The sequence below is a fragment of the Paracoccus ravus genome, from assembly GCF_004522175.1.
Lineage (GTDB): Bacteria > Pseudomonadota > Alphaproteobacteria > Rhodobacterales > Rhodobacteraceae > Paracoccus > Paracoccus ravus.
Window position 1 is genome coordinate 70,225 of record NZ_SDEB01000010.1, and the last position, 15,036, is coordinate 85,260.

The 15,036-nt window shown below is 64.1% G+C and carries 17 protein-coding genes; 12 read left to right on the plus strand and 5 right to left on the minus strand.

Features of this window, described 5'->3' with window-relative positions; genetic code table 11:
- Nucleotides 1-126: 126 nt before the first annotated feature.
- The 4 genes from ESZ60_RS10155 to ESZ60_RS10170 are packed head-to-tail and all read right to left on the minus strand — an operon-like array spanning nucleotide 127 to nucleotide 3,526.
- Nucleotides 127-816 (minus strand): GntR family transcriptional regulator, encoded by a 690-nt coding sequence (locus ESZ60_RS10155; protein ID WP_245155655.1) that lies wholly within the window; start codon nucleotides 814-816, stop codon nucleotides 127-129.
- 18 nt (nucleotides 817-834) lie between these two features.
- The gene (locus ESZ60_RS10160) at nucleotides 835-1,683 is read right to left on the minus strand and encodes an ABC transporter permease (protein WP_134680466.1); all 849 of its coding nucleotides are present in this window, start codon (nucleotides 1,681-1,683) and stop codon (nucleotides 835-837) included.
- On the minus strand, nucleotides 1,680-2,492 hold the full coding sequence (locus tag ESZ60_RS10165; protein WP_134680467.1) for an ABC transporter ATP-binding protein: 813 nt from the start codon (nucleotides 2,490-2,492) through the stop codon (nucleotides 1,680-1,682). Before ESZ60_RS10165 ends, ESZ60_RS10160 begins: the two co-directional genes overlap by 4 nt.
- Nucleotides 2,489-3,526, minus strand: a complete 1,038-nt coding sequence (locus ESZ60_RS10170) for an ABC transporter substrate-binding protein (RefSeq protein WP_134680468.1) — start codon at nucleotides 3,524-3,526, stop codon at nucleotides 2,489-2,491. The genes ESZ60_RS10165 and ESZ60_RS10170 overlap by 4 nt, the downstream gene beginning before the upstream one ends.
- A 179-nt stretch (nucleotides 3,527-3,705) precedes the next feature.
- On the opposite strand from ESZ60_RS10170, the gene ESZ60_RS10175 reads away from it, so the two are divergent.
- The 10 genes from ESZ60_RS10175 (at nucleotide 3,706) to ESZ60_RS20750 (ending at nucleotide 11,667) form a co-directional block, all read left to right on the plus strand.
- Nucleotides 3,706-4,407 (plus strand): fumarylacetoacetate hydrolase family protein, encoded by a 702-nt coding sequence (locus ESZ60_RS10175; RefSeq protein ID WP_134680469.1) that lies wholly within the window; start codon nucleotides 3,706-3,708, stop codon nucleotides 4,405-4,407.
- Complete coding sequence (locus ESZ60_RS10180; RefSeq protein WP_134680470.1) at nucleotides 4,404-5,021, plus strand: RraA family protein; 618 nt, start codon at nucleotides 4,404-4,406, stop codon at nucleotides 5,019-5,021. The genes ESZ60_RS10175 and ESZ60_RS10180 overlap by 4 nt, the downstream gene beginning before the upstream one ends.
- Complete coding sequence (locus ESZ60_RS10185; RefSeq protein WP_134680471.1) at nucleotides 5,018-5,887, plus strand: NAD(P)-dependent oxidoreductase; 870 nt, start codon at nucleotides 5,018-5,020, stop codon at nucleotides 5,885-5,887. The genes ESZ60_RS10180 and ESZ60_RS10185 overlap by 4 nt, the downstream gene beginning before the upstream one ends.
- On the plus strand, nucleotides 5,887-6,705 hold the full coding sequence (locus tag ESZ60_RS10190) for a sulfite exporter TauE/SafE family protein (protein ID WP_134680472.1): 819 nt from the start codon (nucleotides 5,887-5,889) through the stop codon (nucleotides 6,703-6,705). Before ESZ60_RS10185 ends, ESZ60_RS10190 begins: the two co-directional genes overlap by 1 nt.
- A gap of 465 nt (nucleotides 6,706-7,170) precedes the next feature.
- A complete protein-coding gene (locus ESZ60_RS10195; protein WP_209021281.1) occupies nucleotides 7,171-7,548 on the plus strand; it encodes a LysR family transcriptional regulator in 378 nt (125 codons plus the stop codon).
- A 41-nt stretch (nucleotides 7,549-7,589) separates the two neighbouring features.
- Nucleotides 7,590-8,102 (plus strand): LysR substrate-binding domain-containing protein, encoded by a 513-nt coding sequence (locus tag ESZ60_RS20745; RefSeq protein ID WP_245155656.1) that lies wholly within the window; start codon nucleotides 7,590-7,592, stop codon nucleotides 8,100-8,102.
- 216 nt (nucleotides 8,103-8,318) lie between these two features.
- A complete protein-coding gene (locus tag ESZ60_RS10205) occupies nucleotides 8,319-8,603 on the plus strand; it encodes a hypothetical protein (RefSeq protein WP_134680475.1) in 285 nt (94 codons plus the stop codon).
- 23 nt (nucleotides 8,604-8,626) lie between these two features.
- Complete coding sequence (locus ESZ60_RS10210) at nucleotides 8,627-9,070, plus strand: FAD/NAD(P)-binding protein (RefSeq protein ID WP_134680476.1); 444 nt, start codon at nucleotides 8,627-8,629, stop codon at nucleotides 9,068-9,070.
- Between the two features lie 285 nt (nucleotides 9,071-9,355).
- Nucleotides 9,356-9,595, plus strand: coding sequence for a hypothetical protein (locus ESZ60_RS10215; RefSeq protein WP_134680477.1), 240 nt, complete (start codon nucleotides 9,356-9,358; stop codon nucleotides 9,593-9,595).
- 1,583 nt (nucleotides 9,596-11,178) lie between these two features.
- Nucleotides 11,179-11,667 carry a hypothetical protein gene (locus ESZ60_RS20750; protein ID WP_167620113.1) on the plus strand — a complete coding sequence of 163 codons (489 nt, stop codon included), beginning with the start codon at nucleotides 11,179-11,181 and terminating at the stop codon, nucleotides 11,665-11,667.
- On the opposite strand, the gene ESZ60_RS10225 is transcribed toward ESZ60_RS20750, so the two are convergent.
- A complete protein-coding gene (locus ESZ60_RS10225; protein WP_134680479.1) occupies nucleotides 11,664-12,359 on the minus strand; it encodes a GntR family transcriptional regulator in 696 nt (231 codons plus the stop codon). The genes ESZ60_RS20750 and ESZ60_RS10225 overlap by 4 nt on opposite strands.
- Before the next feature lie 89 nt (nucleotides 12,360-12,448).
- Here ESZ60_RS10225 and ESZ60_RS10230 point away from each other — a divergent pair, with 89 nt between their 5' ends.
- A complete protein-coding gene (locus ESZ60_RS10230; protein WP_134680480.1) occupies nucleotides 12,449-13,969 on the plus strand; it encodes an aldehyde dehydrogenase family protein in 1,521 nt (506 codons plus the stop codon).
- 76 nt (nucleotides 13,970-14,045) lie between these two features.
- Nucleotides 14,046-14,993: a sugar ABC transporter substrate-binding protein gene (locus tag ESZ60_RS10235; RefSeq protein ID WP_134680481.1), complete on the plus strand. Its 948-nt coding sequence runs from the start codon at nucleotides 14,046-14,048 to the stop codon at nucleotides 14,991-14,993.
- Nucleotides 14,994-15,036: the final 43 nt, after the last annotated feature.

Below are 15,036 nucleotides of genomic sequence, written 5' to 3' on the forward strand. Positions count from 1 at the left end.
TCTTCGAAGATCACGTTCGGCGAGACAAGCTGATGTTTCCGTGCGTTGCAGGCCCATGTGGACCGCGCGCGTCAAGTCGGCGACACGCAGGACCAGCAGCGAGCGACGTCAGGCCGGTTCCGGGTATCACTTTGCGGGCCGATCTGGCAAGGGCGCGCGCAATGCGGCAAGCGTGGCCTGATAGTGCTCGCCCAGCAATCGGCAGGCAAGCGGCGCATCATGCGCGAGGACAGCGTCCAGGATGGCTTGATGTTCGGCCAGCGCGCCCTCGCGCCGGGCCTGGCTCGAATGGATATTCATGGATATATTCCGGTAGCGCGCCGCCTGATCCATCATCGTCGCGCAGAAATTCAGCAGCCAGCTCGAGCCGCAGCGGTCGATCAGCTGCATGTGGAATTCCTTGTGGCGGATGTCCCATTCTTCGGAAGCCTCGCGCCCGTCGCCGGGCATCAGGCGGCGCGAGGTGCGCGACAGGCGATGAAAGCTGACCACCAGCGCCTCTTCCCAAGCCTCGTCGGCATGGCTGATGGATTCCTGCAAGGCCAGCGTCTCAAGCCAGATCCGCGTCCTGACCAGCTCTTCGAGATCCTCGATCTTGAGCGGCGAGACAAAGAATCCGCGCTGGCTCTTGCGTTCCACCAACCCTTCGGCAGAGAGACGGTTCAGCGCTTCGCGCACGGGAACGGCGCCGATCTGATAGCGTTCGGAGACCGTCTCGATCTGCAGCTTCATGTCGGGAAAAAGCAGCCCCTGCAGGATGTCGCGCCGGATCAGGTTATAGACCTGTTCCGACAGGTTGCGCATATCGCTTGGCACCTTTTCCCCCATTGCCGTTCAGCCAAGGGCACCGGGCCGTTGGTCCTTGTTCCAGAACACGAACTTGCGCTGCGCCCAGACGACGGTGAAGTACAGGAGAAGCCCGAGCAGACTCAAGTAGAGGATCAGGGCAAAGACGCGCGGGGTGTCCATCTGGCTGGCGGATTGCCGGATCAAGGCCCCGAACCCCTTGCCGCCGCCCAGAAATTCGCCAGTGATCGCCCCGGCCATGACGCCCACAGCGGCGATTTTCAGGCCGGTGAACATATAGGGCAGGCCGGTCGGCAGCTTCAGCCGCAGCAGCGTCTGCATCCGCGTCGCACCCATGGATTTGAACAGCATCCGTTCGTTTTCGGAGGCGGCATAAAGACCGGCAGCGGTGGCGACGACGATGGGAAAGGTCGCGATAAAGGCCGCGAGCGCCACCTTCGAGGCGATGTCGAAGCCCAGCCATGCGATGAAGAGCGGCGCGAAGGCCACCTTGGGCATGGTGTCGATCGCAACCAGATAGGGCATGACCGCGCGTTCGCCGAACTTGGTCTCGCCGACCAGAACGCCCAGCAGGAAACCGATGCTCGCAGCAATCAGGAAGCCGAAGAAGACCGTCTTGGTGGTCGTCCAGAGCGCGCCGAGCATGTAATCGCCGGTGATCAGATTGCGCCCCACGAAGATCAGATCCGCGAGCGTTTCGGCGGGGCTCGGAAGGATGATCGGCGATACCCAGCCCCAGCGCGTCACCAGATCCCAGAGCGTGACGACGGCGATGAACAGAAGCGACATGGCGAGCCAGCGCGGCATGGCGTCGATCCAGCTGGTTTTCTCGATCCAGACGGTGTCGGGCAGGTCGTCGGAAACGGTATCGGTCATTGCTCGGCCTCCTTGCCCAGCAGGTCGCGGATATGGGCCACGATCCGGCCGAATTCCGGGGTATTGATCATCTCCAGCGTGCGCGGCCGGGGCAGGGGGATCACCACCTCCTCGACGATGCGGCCGGGGCGCGGCTTCATCACCAGGATGCGGTCGGACAGGATCACCGCCTCGGCCAGGGAATGGGTGACGAGAAAGGCGGTGGCGCGGGTCTCGTGGCAGATCCGCTGCAACTCCATGTTCATGAAATCCCGCGTCAACTCGTCCAGCGCGCTGAAGGGCTCGTCCAGCAGCAGGACCGCGGGCCGGGTGATCAGCATCCGGCAGATCGAGGCCCTCTGCGCCATGCCGCCGGACAATTCGCCCGGATAAACATGCGCGAAATCGCCCAGACCCACGAGGTCCAGCAGCTCCTGTGCCCGCGCGCGGGCGGCGCGGGCGGCGGATTTGCCCTGCCGGATCTCGATCGGCAGGACAATGTTTTCAATCGTGGTCATCCAGGGCAGCAGCGTCGCCTGCTGAAACATCATCCCGATATCGGCGCGGGTGCCGGTGACGGGCTTGCCCTCAAGCGTGACGCGCCCCGAGGTCGGCGGCATGAGTCCCGACATGATCTTCAGCAGCGTCGATTTCCCGCAGCCCGACGAGCCGATGACCGAGACGAACTCGCCCTCGCGCAGGGTCAGGTTCACGTCCGTCAATGCGACCAGGCGATTTCGCGCATAAGTCTTGGACAGGCGCGAGATCTCATAGACCGATCGGGGAATGGCGGCGCTGTCCGGAAGGATCTGGGACTCGGCCATCGTCATGACGCGTTCCAGCCCTCGACGAATTCATTGCTATAGACCGCCGAGAGGTCATCGAGCGGCTTTTCCAACGCCCCCGAGGCCACCGCGGCGTCATGGATCATCTGCCAATGCTCGGGCGGCTGATAGCCATAGCCCTTGTCGGCAAAGGCTTCGGTCGGCGTCATCCGCTCGATTGCCGCCGCCAGAAGCGCTGCGGCGAATTTCTTGTCCTCGCCTTCCTGCGGATTGCCGGTGGCGCAATGGGCCAGGGCCTTGTCATGGTTCGCCGGATCGCTGGCAAAGCGCATTCCCCGCACCAGGGCGCGCCCGAATTTCGGCGCAAGATCCGGGGTCGCGGCCATCTGGCTTTCCAGCATGGCGATGCCATTGCCAAAGAAGCCCAGATATTTCTCGGGCGTGATTTCACGCAGTTCCAGTCCGCGCGCACCAAGGATCGCCGCATCCGAGATCGCACCCGCATACGAGCCGACCTCGTCGCGCAGGAAGGCGACCGCAGCCGTTCCGCCATCGCCCACCGGCAGGAAGGTATAATCCACCCCGTCCTTCATCCCCAGATCCGTCAGGATGGCGCGGGTAAAGGACACTTCGGCCCCGTCTGCGGTGCCGACTCCCACGACGGTCCCCTTCAGGTCGGCCGGGCTTTGCACCGCGCTGTCTTTCTTGACCAGAAGGCCAAAGACCGATTTCGGGAACAGGTTATAGATGAATTTCACGTCCACGCCGCGCGCCCGCGCGCCAAGGACCGGCCCCGGTCCGGGGGCACCGATCTGCGCCTGCCCGGCCGACATGGCCTGCAGCACGGCCGAAGAGCCGTCGATGGCCTGCAGGGTCGGGGCAAGCCCTTCTTCGCCGAAATAGCCCTCGCCGAGTGCCACCCAATAGGGCAGCCAGGTCAGGGCCGAGGGATTGGGCACGGCGAAGGTGATCGCCGCCTGCGCCCGCACGATCCCGGGACGCCCAATGGCAAAGGTCGCTGCCGCCGCTGCCGCAAGCCCCCCGAAGGCACGGCGGGAAAGTCTCGTTGCTTCCGTCATCTCGTTTCTCCTCCCATGTCGCGGGCGGCGGGCCTCCTCAGATCCGCGTCCCCCTTGTCGAGGCTATACCATCTGCGAAGAAAATCAAAAAAATATACGATCCAAAAAAATTTAGGTTGGAATATCTTTATCCGGATGCATGATCGGGAAAGCGGGTCGTACGTCCCGAGGAGGAGATTATGATGGCTTATGCCCTGACACCGCCCCAGCAGGCCTATCTGGATATTGTCGGCAGTGACGAGAAATTCCCGGTCCGGCGGATCTATTGCATCGGCAAGAACTATGTCGCCCATGTCATCGAGATGGGCGGCGAGGTCGAACGCGACCCGCCGGTGATCTTCCAGAAACCGAATGATTCCGTGGTCCGCAATGGCGGCGAGATCCCCTATCCGGTCTATACCGAGAATTTCCATTATGAGGGCGAATTGGTCGTCGCGCTGAAATCCGGCGGGCATCATATTCCCGTGGCCGAGGCGGCGGGACATGTCTTTGGCTATGCCGTCGGGCTCGACATGACGCGGCGCGACCATCAGGCAAGGGCGCTGGAAAACGGCCTGCCCTGGGAGATCACGAAATCCTTCGATCACTCGGCCCCGATCGGTCCGATCAGCCGGATCGAAGACACGGGCGTTCTGACCGCAGGCCGGATCACGCTGTCGGTCAATGGCGAGACGCGACAGGATGGCGATATCGGCTGGATGATCTGGAAGATCGACGAGATCATCTCGAAGCTTTCCGAACAGTTCCGGCTGGCGCCCGGCGATGTCATCATGACCGGAACGCCCGCAGGCGTAGGCGCGGTGGTGTCGGGGGATGAGCTGGTCGTGCATGTGGACGGGTTGCAGGATCTGCACCTGCGGATCGGCGGTCCGGCGGCGTGACCCCTTATGCCCGATTAGCGGAACTAGGCGCGGCCACGCTGGGCGAGGCATGGCCGCAGGCGCGCATCGCGACCGCGCCGCCGCGGCCTCTTGCTCCGGACATGGCACTGGCCGGGCCGGCCGTGACGGTCCGGTGCCAGCCGGGCGACAATCTGGCGCTGCACAGGGTCATCGCCCAAGCCGGGCCGGGCGATGTGCTTGTCGTCGATTATGGTGGCAGGACCGACAGCGCCCCCTTTGGCGAGATCATGGCGCTGGCCTGTCAGTTGCGCGGGATCGCCGGTCTGATCATCGACGGCGCGGTGCGCGACAGCATGGCGATCATCCGCGCGGGTTTCCCGGTCTTTGCCCACGGCCTGACGATCTTTGGCTCGACAAAGCGGCATGCCGGGGCGATCGGGGCGAACCTGCTGCTCGCAGGAACCGAGGTCGCCTCGGGCGATCTGGTGGTTGCCGATGCCGATGGCATGGTCGTTGTCGCGCGGGATCAGATCGACAAGGCGCTTGAGGCCGCCCAGGCCCGTGCCGCGCGCGAGGAACATGTCATGGCGCGACTGCGGGCCGGAGAAAGCACGCTAGAGATTTTTGGCCTTGGGCCGAAGGAGGACGAATGAGCGAGGTGATCGGCATTGCCGGAATGGGCCGCATGGGCAGCGCCTTTGCGCAGCGTCTGATCGGAACGGGGCATCAGGTCCGGGTCTGGAACCGCAATCCCGATCGCTGCGCCCCGGCAGTCGCGGCGGGGGCCGAGCAGGTCGATATGGCGGGTCTGGCCGCCTGTCCGGTCATCATCACCTCGCTTGCCGATGATCTGGCCGTGTCTCAGGTCACCAAGGCGCTTATCGACGCGGGCCTTGGCGATGGCCTGTTAATCGAGATGTCGACGCTCTTGCCGAGCGAGGCCGCGGCGCTGGCGCAGAAGGTCGGCGCGGTGGGGGTGGAATTTCTGCATGCTCCGGTCGGCGGGACGGTCGCGCCCGCGCTGAAGGGGCAGTTGCTGGGCATGGCGGGCGGCAGCGCCGCGGCTTTCGCGCGCGCCCGGCCGGTTCTGGATCATCTGTGCCGCCGGGTCGAATATCTGGGCACGCCCGAGGCGGCTGCGCGGATGAAGCTGGCGATCAACCTGCCGCTCGCGATCTATTGGCAGACGCTGGGCGAGGCGCTGGCTTTGCTGCGCGGCGCGGGCATCGCGCCCGAACTGGCGATCAGCATGATCGCGGACAGTTCCGCTGGTACAACCGTGCTGAAAAACCGCCTGCAGGCCGTGGTCGATACATTGGCCGGTCAGGATCTGGCCGGCACCTTTGACTTGGCGGGCCTAGCAAAGGACCTGAACCTGGCCTTGCTTCTGGCGCGTGACGAAGGCGCGGAGATGCCGATTTCCGATGCGACCGCAGCGCGATATGCCCGGGCATTGGAACAGGGGCTTGGCGGGCTTGACGGGGCGAGCCTGTCGCGACGCGCGGCGGGCTGGCCTTGATGGATGTCGCGACCCTGATCGAGCTTGTCCTTGCGCTGGCCGTCTCCGGCGCCTTGATCGGTTTTCTTGCGGGCCTGTTCGGGATCGGGGGCGGCGCGATTTCCGTGCCGGTGTTTTTCGAGATCTTCCAGCTTCTTGGCTATGCGCCGGAAATCTCGATGCCGCTCGCGGTCGGGACCTCGCTCGCGGTGATCGTGCCCACCTCGATCGCCTCGGCGCGCGGCCATTGGCATCGGGGAACGGTTGATATGGCTTTGCTGCGCATCTGGGCGCTGCCGATCCTGATCGGAGTGCTGGCGGGCTCGGTCATTGCCCGATATGCCGATCCTTGGGTGTTTCAGATCGTTTTCGTCGCCGTCGCGACGGTCATCGCGATCAGGCTGCTGACGGGGGGACAAGGCTGGCGCCTTGCCGAGACGCTGCCCGGCCGCGCCCTGCTCACGATCTATGGCGCGGTGATCGGCTTTCTTTCGGCGCTGATGGGGATCGGGGGCGGCGCGCTCTCGAATCTTGCCATGACCTTGCACGGCGTGCCGATCCATCGTGCGATCTCAACCTCGGCCGGGGTCGGGGTGCTGATCGCGATTCCCGGCACGCTGGGCTATATGGCCGCGGGATGGGGAAGGGCCGGGCTACCTCCCGACGCGCTTGGCTTCGTTTCGCCCATCACCTTTGCCCTGACCATTCCAACGGCGCTGCTGACCGCAAGGCTGGGCGTCAGACTGGCCCACGCCCTGTCGCGGCGGCGGCTGGAAATGGCCTTTGGCTTCTTTCTGCTGACGGTCTCGGCACGGTTTCTCTACAGCCTGTTCACGTGACCAAGCGGCACCTGCTAGATGGCGCGCATAGACGCGACGGTCTCACGCGGTGATCCTCGTCATCCAGCACGATGCGGCCCGCGGCCTGCGCCGCGGCAAGGGCGGCGAGATAGAATATCTTGCTGACCGAGGCCGGATAGATCTGCTGCGTACCGCGATGTGATCGGACCTCTTGCGCCGCAAAAAATCCCGGGATCCGCCTCTGTCAGGGGGCGGTCATGAAGGCAGGCGCAGATCGCGACCTGATCGGCACCGAAACCGCCCTCGGCCGCCGCCAGAAGAGCATCCGAGCCAGCCTCGAAAGAGCGGGTCAGGACATTGTTGCGGGTCGTCATGGGCATCGGGCTTCGTGCTGGCTGGTTTTACCGGAATGCTAAGCGGGGGCGGGAATCCGCGATACAGAAAAGGCCATCCCAGTTAATTCATTTTCGATATGAATTTGACGGCTTCGTGACAGTGAAAGGCATGAATATGCAGCCGGGCTTGAATCTGCGTCAGGTCGATATCTTTCGTGCGATCGTGAAATTCGGGACCGTCACCGCGGCGGCGGCGGCGCTTGGGTCGTCCCAGCCCACGCTGACGCGCGAATTGTTGCGGTTGGAAACCTCGGTGGGTTTCCGGCTCTTCGAGCGGCGGCGGCAGCGCCTGCATCCGACGGCGCGGGCCTTGAAATTGTATCACGCCATCGAAGAAGCCTATTCCTGGTTGGACCGGATCAACCTGTCGCTGCACCGGATGCGGGCGGCCTATGGCGAGATCCTGCAGGTCTCGACCCTGCCGACCTTTGCCCAAAGCCTGCTGCCTCAGGCGGTGGCGCGGCTGCAGGCCGATGCGCCCGGCTGACCATCGAGATCGACAATGGCGATCCGCGCAACCAGTCGCCGATCTCGGGTTTCAATTTCGACATCGGGCTGATCGAGGGCGATTACGCCGATCCCACGACCGAGGTGATCCGGCTGGGCAGCTTCCGCCATGTCTGCCTGATCCCGGCGGGACATCCCTTGGCCAGCGGCAAAGGGGCGCTGCGCTTGCAGGATTTCGAGGATCAGCCCTTCGTCTCGCTGGGTCCGAAGGATCCCTATCGTCTGATCCTTGATCGCATGTTCGATGAGGCCGGGGTGAGGCGGCGGATGCCGGTCAGCATGCAATCGGCAAACGGCGCCTGCGAAATGGTCCGCAATGGCATCGGCCTCAGCATCCTGAACCCGCTGACCGCACTTGGCTATCTGGGCGAGCGGGTCGCGCTGCGCGGTTTCGCGCAGGCACCGGGTTTCGAGGTCTCGGCCCTGCATCCGGTGGATCGGCCCCGGGTCGACAGCGCCGGCCGGCTGACCGCCTATCTGAAAGAAATCTGCGCCGAAATGCAGGACCGTCTGACCTCTCTGGGATTGACCTGAACGCGTGGCGTTCGGCGGGTGCCGTTTGGAGCTGCTTTGTCCGGGATACAGGCGTTCCGAAAGCCGCTTTACCTTCAGGCAGGCGGATGCGGCGGATCACTGCCCACATTTCCAGATCTGCGCGAATAACTCGTCCCACGGTTCCGCGCCGCAAGGTCAGGTTTGGCGTCCGGACGCAAGTCATCATGCGCGCGACCCGGTCCTAGGACTGGCAGGATGGGTTCGTTCGGTCCGCGCCGCATGGCCGAACTGCATGACGGGCGTCACGACCGCGAGCCAGCCTCGCTCTCCATCGGAGAAGGGCAGGCTGGCCGGCGATGCGGCGAGCGTGCGCGCGCGGATCGAGGGATATCGCTGCATCGGCATCTTTCAGAGGTCCATAGCGTTGGCGAGCAGGTCCCGCCATTCAATCCGCTGGACCATCCGCTGCTGCAGACCGATCTGGCCGTGACTATGGGCCGCTTTGGCGCCAAGCTGGACAATCACTCGTCCCACCCATAACGCCACGTTCTGGGTACCGGAGGATGAGCCATAACCCGCGCAACTCTTTCGCCCGCCGGGAACGATTCTGGGCGGTGGGTTTTGCGACGCGACGCTGGCTGGCCACTGGCGCAGGGCATGTCCCGGTCCGGATCGGGCTGATCAAGCCGCGCATCTTGCTGGGGCGCGGTATCGTCTATTTCCCGCCCGAGCCGACGCTTTGCATCAATGTCACGGCCCATCGCGAGTCGTTCCAAGACTGGCTGAGCCTTGCCCCGGGTTCCTTCACCGAAGCGGGCGAACGCTTTCCTCGCATCTGCACGCCATCGTCGTGGGATGTGAGGATGGCAAGGAGATCCCAAGGCGCTGTGGAACTGATGCTCTCGGATGGGGCACAGGCCCCTGCGGGAAGCCTTATTGTGGCCTCAGGGCACTCGCCCGTGGCTCGGCCGCGAGCCGTCGCGGGCCTCGGTCAGACTGATGCTTGACCGTGATGCACGCGTCCTGATCCACGGCTCGGTCGGGGCTCCGGGCAATCTCCTCGCAATGCCGGACCGGCCGGACCATCGCGGCCCCGCTGACCTGTCTTTGGCGCCGATGGATACGTTCGGACATGAGAGGGTCATGCGGGACCTCGAGGCAAATTTCACCCCTCCGTCGCTTGCGGGCTCCTCAGAGCTTCCGGCTGCATCTGGGATGCCGTGTTGGAAGATCAGGCCGGAGGCCAGAGCAGGCACGCGACCTTCTACCGCCAGCGCGTAGGTTCCACGAATATGAGCCGTGCGCGCCCGCAGGCATCGGGCTGCCCGCTGCGCCATCTGCCCAGGTTCTGGGATGTCCATTGCCACCGGCTGGCACTGCAGGTCGAGACCGTGCTGCACCGGTCCATGGCCGAGGGTGGGCTGCACTCTCTGTCGGATCGGATCATCTCGGCCGAGATCCGCGCCAGCGCGGTCTGGATCGACCGGCGACCGCATATTCAAAAGCAGGGCATGTTGAATTCGACGCGGTGATTAACACAATCGGCCCTGCGCAGAGACAATGCCTAGCGACCAATCCGGCGCTCGCAGCCCGGGCGCCGCTGGAGCTGGCTGCGCCCGATCCGCTGGGCTTGGGGCTGGCCACGGCGGTGACTTGCAAGACCGTCGGCGCCGCGGGCCTGCTAATCCCCGCATCCTGAGCGTGTTGGTCGGCGGGCGCGCATACCACTGTAGCTTTGCGCGACCGTGGCAGAGGCTCACGGGCGGGCTTCACCGGCACCAATCCTCAGGCCTGTCGCGGCCGGCCCGGCATCACGCCATCCTTTGTGATCCTCAGTCGCAGGTGATCAGAGACGACGCTTGAGACCATCTCCGGCTTTGCTGGTAGCTTCTCGTTGCCATTACGTATTGGCGCTCTGGCTCGGGGGATCGTCGATTTTGCCGCTGCGCGCCTTGGCGCGATGCCCATGCCTCTGATGTGTCGGGGCTTGGCCCCTCGATATCGGACAGTGATGCACCGCCTGCCGGATGGCGACCCCGTCCCCTCAAGGTAAGCGCCTTGCGGCCCTGCTCGGCTTCGGCAGCGCTTCTGCTGCTATGGGCAATCCCGGTCGCGACCAGCCTGGCCGCCGAGACGTTCAGGCCGCGCCCCTCGGCATTCCTCCACGGGGTGGCGAATGAGCGCCGTGGGATAATTTTCCAGTCTTCTCAGCGTTTTGCGATAGCGCTCTATCGCCGGGTTGCCGGTCAGGTGCGGCATTGACCTGGTCCTTGGCGTCGGGCAAATGGCGGCGGGAGCGCTACAGGGAGGGTGACCGCGCGAAGGATAGAGGATTCTAAACGCGGTGATGCCCGCAGTCCAAGCCTTGCCACACCGGTCCCAAGCCAGCACCGGCCCGTGTCCGCCGCGACCGCCGAGAGGCGAAAGTGCGAGTTTGCCGCCGCGGTCGTGACAAGAGGCAGGTAGGCCTCTGAACTAACTAAGCCTTTGCCGAGCCAGAAGCATGGCCCGACCTGCCAGAGGCACGCCCTGCGCGGGATCGCGCGAATACTACAGGTTCTCGCGGAACGGCACCTAAATCGCCAAGGCCAGTGGGCCTGCCTCCGCATATTGTTCCCATCGGCAATCCCAGCCGGGCCATGGCCATTAGCCCTGTGGGCTGTGGACAAGCTACCTGATCCACAAGACGATGGCCGCGATTGTGACGACCGCGAGGCAATCTCGGGCGATATTCTCGTAGCGGGTGGCCACGTGGCGGAATTGCATGAAATTCAAGAAACATTCGGTCAGGTGTCTCTGGGCGGAGAGGTCGCGGTCCAGCAGATACTTTAGGACTCGTGCGGGAGTGTTGGGGTGGACCCGAAGGCGGCCGTGTCGGCCATGACTACCTCGGCAGGCGGATGGGCGATCGGTTTCGCGGCTTGCGGTGCGTTACCCTTAAGCGCGGCGGTCAAGGTAATGCACTCCGGGGAACCACACCGCCATGTGCAGCCCGGTGCTCAGCCCGCAGCGGGATCCGCCATTGGGCTTTTTCGCAATCCCCACTATCGGGTCGAAAAGTCCACTGGACGTTTCTTTGGCTCACACCGCGCCCGATATATGATGATGGGCGCGGATGAAGGTGCTGTTCGGCGGCCGAACCGGCGGACGGCCGAGTTCCACGGGTCCGAAGGCATCCGGTAGAGCGCGCCAGGGCGAGCCGCTGCGCACGATCCAGAGAACGTCGTCAACACACATCCAGTCGCTGCGCCCCCTAAACCAGTTGGTTCAGCGTTCCTACGGCAAATCTCCTTGCAACGGGAATGATGAAGCAGACCATCAAACCGATGGCAATACCAAGAGTCCACGCGACTTAGGCCGCACGCGCCGAACCGAATTGCGCCTGCTTTACGCCGGGTTGACTTCCAACCTCTCGCAAGGCCTCGGCTTCCGCATCCCGGGCGCAATGTTCAAGGCCAATATCCCTGGCCGCGGAGGGATGCGGGCCAAAATCTCACCGAATCCCGAGTGGTATCTGGGCGAGCGCGTTCACCGCGGCTGCCCGCCCGCGCCAGATCCGAGTGCGGGCCGAACGATCAGCACCCTCCCGGTCAGGGGCGTCTAGTCGAAAAGCTCGGGATAGTTCAGCGCGATCTCGGGGAGGTCGGTGAGGATCGCAGAGAGATGGTCGCGCATCGCCGTTGTGGCGGCATCGGCATCGCGGCGGTCGATGGCCTCGACGATCCGTTCGTGCTGGGCAATAAGTTCGGCCATCGAACTTGCCTGACGGATCTGCAGATTACACACCCGGTCGACTTGGGCCTTGATATCGGCGATCACGCTCCAGGCCAGAGCGCAGCCCGCGCCCTCGGCGATGCTGGCGTGAAACTGCTCGTCCTGCTTGCGAAACAGGGTATGGTCATTTGCCTCGCAGGCGGCGCGCTGGCGGTCCAGAATGGCGTCGATCCGGCGTCGGGCAAAGGGGTCAAAGGCCGCGCAGGCGCGCTGCACCACGGCCGTCTCGATCGCCTCGCGGACAAATCGCGCCTCAGTCATCTTGCGCACCGAGATTTTGACGACCGTGGTGCCGCGCTTGGGCCATGTCTCGACAAGATGCGCCCGCCCCAAAGCGATCAGCGCCTCGCGCACGGGCTGGCGCGAGACCTGCAATCGATCCGCAACCTCTTGTTCCGACAGACGCGCGCCCGGTTTGAGATCAAGTGAAATGATCGCCTCGCGCAGTTCCCGCTCGACCTGCATGGCGGTCGAGACACCCGGATCGGTTTCCTTGGCGAGAAGCGCAGGCTTGGCCTTCATGGACACAGCATGACTCGTTGACAGGTGGTTTACACTACCATACGCTACCATACATAGAAGGTGAATTCTCTTTGCAAGGCTTGTTGCGCATGAATTCCGTACCGAATTTTCTCAGCCCCGATCTGACCGACAGCAGGCTTTCGCGTCAGGCTTCTTACAAGATGCTGATCGACGGCAAATCCGTAGCCGCGGCTTCGGGCAAAGAGGTCCAGCGCCACAGTCCCGGCCATGCCGGCAAGCTGGTCGGCAGCTGGCCCGAGGCCGGGGCCGAGGATCTGGACCGCGCCATCGCCGCCGCGCGCCGCGCCTTTGACCAAGGCCCTTGGCCGCGCATGTCCAGCGCGGAACGCTCGCGGATCATGTTCCGCGTGGCCGAACTGATCCTTGCGCGGGTGGACGAAATTGCACTGGTCGAAAGTCTTGAGGTTGGCAAGCCCATCGCTCAGGCGCGGGGCGAGATCGAATATTGCGCGGATCTGTGGTCCTATGCGGCGGGACAGGTGCGCGGGATGCATGGCGACAGCCATAACGACATCGGCGACAACCGTCTGGGGCTGGTGCTGCGCGAGCCGGTGGGCGTCGTCGGCATCATCACGCCTTGGAATTTTCCGTTCATCATTGCCTCTGAGCGCGTGCCATGGGCTATTGGCGCGGGCTGCACGGTGGTCCTGAAGCCCTCGGAACTGACCTCGGGCACCTCGATCCTGATGGCCGAGATCGCGCGGGATGCAGGCGTTCCGGACGGGGTCTTCAACGTCGTCACCGGCTATGGCGCGGCGGCGGGGCAGCCTTTGGCCGAAGATCCGCGCACCGACATGGTAGCCTTTACCGGTTCGGTGCGGGTCGGCACGCAGCTTGCGGAACTGGCGGCGCGGCAGGTCAAGCGCGTGGGCCTAGAACTGGGCGGCAAGGGTCCGCAGATCGTCTTTGCCGATGCTGATCTGGACGCGGCGGCGGATGGCGTGGCTTACGGCGTCTATCACAATGCCGGGCAATGCTGCATCTCGGGCAGTCGGCTGATCGTGCATGAAGACGTGCGCGAGGCCCTGCTGGAGCGCGTGCTGGCGATCTCGCGCAAGATCCCCTTTGGTGATCCCTTGAACGAGCGCACGCGTTTCGGGCCGATGATCTCGCCCGCACATCTGGAAAAGGTCGATGCCTATGTCCGGGCCGGCGAGGCCGCCGGGGCCGAGCTTCTGACCGGCGGTGCGGCGCAATCCGAGAAGGGTCTTTACTACCAGCCCACGGTTTTCCAAGGCGTGCGCCCCGACATGTCGATCGCGCGCGAGGAAATCTTTGGCCCGGTCCTCTCGACCCTCGGCTTCCGCCATGCCGACGAGGCGGTGGCCATGGCCAATGATTCCGAATTCGGCCTGTCGGCCACGGTCTGGTCGACCAATCTGGAAAACGCGATGCAGACCATTCGCCGTGTCCGCGCCGGGCGCTGCTGGGTCAACAGCGTCATCGACGGAACGCCTGAATTGCCGGTCGGCGGCTACAAGAAAAGCGGCCTCGGCCGCGAATTGGGTCGCTATGGCTTTGACGAATATTCACAGATCAAGGGCATTCATGTGACCCTTGGCAAGCCACAACGATGGTTCGAGGGATAGAATGACGACGCCCCCGGGATGAGCGGAAGAGGAGCCGCAAGTCCCGGGTCACAAAAGGTCCAAGGGAGGGATCGACATGAAGGGAAGGTTCGGGACGGGCGTGGCCACTGCACTGGCTGCGCTGCTGATGACGACTGCCGCGCAGGCGGCGGATGTCAAGGCGACGATGATCATCTATCTGGACCCCAGCGTCCAGTTCTTCAATCCGGTGGTCAAGGGCGCGCAGGACGCGGCCGCACAGTTCGGCGTCGATCTGGATGTGCAATATGCCAATAACGACCCGCTGCGCCAGAACGACCTGATCGAGGCCGCGACGGCAGCGGGGGTGGACGGGATCGCGGTGTCGATCTCCAGTTCGGACGCCTTCGACAAATCGATCTGCGACGCGGTCGAGGCGGGGATCGTGGTCATCGGCTTCAACAATGACGACCTCGAAGGCGCCAAGGGCAATTGCCGTCAGGCCTATGTCGGCATGAACGAGTTCGCCTCGGGCTATGAGCTGGGCAACCGCATGATCGAGCAGTTCGGGCTGAAGGAAGGGGACGTGGTCTTCAACCCCCGCGAAATCCCCGAGGCCAGCTTTGCCGTGGCGCGCGGCGGCGGCATCGAAAAGGCCATGTCGGAAAAGGGCATCAAGGTCGAAACCGTGCGCGCGGGCCTCGATCTGGCCGAGGCGCAGAACATCATGGCCCAGTTCCTGATCGCCAACAAAGACGTCAAGGCGGTCTTCGGCACGGGCTCGGTGACCTCGACCGTGGGCGCGGGCGCGATCGCCGATGCGGGCGTGCAGGTCCCCTTCGGCGGTTTTGACCTTGCCGTCGAAATCGCGGATGCCGTTTCGTCCGGTACGATGTTCGCGACCATGGACCAGCAGCCCTATCTGCAAGGCTTCTACCCGATCGCCCAGATCGCCATGGCCAAGAAATACGGGCTGACCCCGACCGATGTCGATACCGGGCAGGGCGCCTTCCTGGACAAGGAGCGCATTGGCACGGTGACGCCCCTGATCGGCACCTATCGCTAAACCCAAATCCATCGCGCCCTTCGGGCCGGACCCGAAGGGCGCT

Excerpts from the sequence above, each read along its gene's own strand:
- ESZ60_RS10225 (WP_134680479.1), bottom strand. The coding sequence starts at position 12,359 with ATGAAGGCCAAGCCTGCGCTTCTCGCCAAGGAAACCGATCCGGGTGTC.
- ESZ60_RS10215 (WP_134680477.1), top strand. The coding sequence starts at position 9,356 with ATGAGCCGTGCGCGCCCGCAGGCATCGGGCTGCCCGCTGCGCCATCTG.
- ESZ60_RS20750 (WP_167620113.1), top strand. The coding sequence starts at position 11,179 with ATGAAGGTGCTGTTCGGCGGCCGAACCGGCGGACGGCCGAGTTCCACG.
- ESZ60_RS10165 (WP_134680467.1), bottom strand. The coding sequence starts at position 2,492 with ATGACGATGGCCGAGTCCCAGATCCTTCCGGACAGCGCCGCCATTCCC.
- ESZ60_RS10235 (WP_134680481.1), top strand. The coding sequence starts at position 14,046 with ATGAAGGGAAGGTTCGGGACGGGCGTGGCCACTGCACTGGCTGCGCTG.
- ESZ60_RS10160 (WP_134680466.1), bottom strand. The coding sequence starts at position 1,683 with ATGACCGATACCGTTTCCGACGACCTGCCCGACACCGTCTGGATCGAG.
- ESZ60_RS10185 (WP_134680471.1), top strand. The coding sequence starts at position 5,018 with ATGAGCGAGGTGATCGGCATTGCCGGAATGGGCCGCATGGGCAGCGCC.
- ESZ60_RS10175 (WP_134680469.1), top strand. The coding sequence starts at position 3,706 with ATGATGGCTTATGCCCTGACACCGCCCCAGCAGGCCTATCTGGATATT.
- ESZ60_RS10170 (WP_134680468.1), bottom strand. The coding sequence starts at position 3,526 with ATGACGGAAGCAACGAGACTTTCCCGCCGTGCCTTCGGGGGGCTTGCG.
- ESZ60_RS10210 (WP_134680476.1), top strand. The coding sequence starts at position 8,627 with ATGAGCCATAACCCGCGCAACTCTTTCGCCCGCCGGGAACGATTCTGG.
- ESZ60_RS10205 (WP_134680475.1), top strand. The coding sequence starts at position 8,319 with ATGGGTTCGTTCGGTCCGCGCCGCATGGCCGAACTGCATGACGGGCGT.
- ESZ60_RS10230 (WP_134680480.1), top strand. The coding sequence starts at position 12,449 with ATGAATTCCGTACCGAATTTTCTCAGCCCCGATCTGACCGACAGCAGG.
- ESZ60_RS10195 (WP_209021281.1), top strand. The coding sequence starts at position 7,171 with ATGAATATGCAGCCGGGCTTGAATCTGCGTCAGGTCGATATCTTTCGT.
- ESZ60_RS10190 (WP_134680472.1), top strand. The coding sequence starts at position 5,887 with ATGGATGTCGCGACCCTGATCGAGCTTGTCCTTGCGCTGGCCGTCTCC.